The 1,160-nt window shown below is 59.6% G+C and carries 1 protein-coding gene; it reads left to right on the forward strand.

What is annotated here, in order from left to right; translation table 11 throughout:
- A partial coding sequence (locus EOL86_15360; GenBank protein ID NCD26947.1) for a restriction endonuclease subunit R occupies nt 1-1,160 on the forward strand: 1,160 nt, incomplete at both ends.

Raw genomic sequence — 1,160 nt, forward strand, 5'->3', positions numbered from 1 at the left:
GCCACGCCCAAGCGGGACATCAACGCCGACACCTACGCCTATTTCGGCGACCCGGTCTTCATCTACTCGCTCAAGGACGGCATCAACGACGGCTTCCTGACCCCGTTCCGCGTCAAGCAGATCGCCACCACGCTGGACGAATACGTGTACACGTCCGACGACACGCTGATCGAAGGGGAAATCGAGGACGGAAAGATTTACGGGGAGGCGGATTTCAACCGCATCATCGAAATCAGGGCGCGGGAGAAGAAACGGGTCGAACTATTCATGTCCCTCATGGACCAGCGCGAGAAGACCCTGGTCTTTTGCGCGAACCAGGACCACGCCCTGGCCGTGCGCGATCTGGTCAACCAGCTCAAGTCCTACGGGGACCCGAACTATTGCCAGCGCGTCACGGCCGATGATGGCGTGCTCGGCGAACAGCACCTGCGGGCCTTCCAGGACAACGAAAAGACCATCCCCACGGTTCTGACCACCTCGCAAAAATTGTCCACCGGCGTGGATGCCCGCAACATCCGCAACATCGTGCTCATGCGGCCCATCAAGTCCATGATCGAGTTCAAACAGATCATAGGACGCGGCACGCGTCTGTACGACGGCAAGGACTATTTCACGATTTACGATTTCGTGGAGGCCCATCACCACTTCAACGATCCCGAATGGGACGGCGAACCCGTTGAACCGGAACCCTGCGCGATCTGCGGCAAATACCCCTGTGTCTGCGTCAAGGAGCCCCAGGCACCGTGTCTGGTATGCGGCCAGCATCCATGCGTATGCCCCAAGCCGCTTTGCCCGGAGTGCGGACAAGAGCCGTGCGTATGCCCCAAGGACCCATGCCCCAAATGCGGACACCGCCCGTGCAAGTGCGTCAAACGGGCCAAAATCAAGCTGGCCGACGGCAAGGAACGCACCATCCAGCACATGGTCGCCACGAGCTTCTGGCACCCGGATGGAACGCCCATGTCCGCCGCGCAGTTCATGGAGGCGCTCTTCGGGAGACTGCCGGAATTTTTCCAGGATGAAGACGAACTGCGCCGCATCTGGAGCGTTCCAGACACCCGGCGCAGGCTTTTGGACGGCCTGGCGGAAAAAGGCTTCGGCAAGGATCAGCTTGCCGAAATGCAAAAAATCATCGACGCGGAAAAATGCGACATCTTCGA

The sequence above is a fragment of the Deltaproteobacteria bacterium genome, from assembly GCA_009930495.1.
In the GTDB taxonomy this organism is placed as follows: Bacteria; Desulfobacterota; Desulfovibrionia; order Desulfovibrionales; family Desulfomicrobiaceae; genus Desulfomicrobium.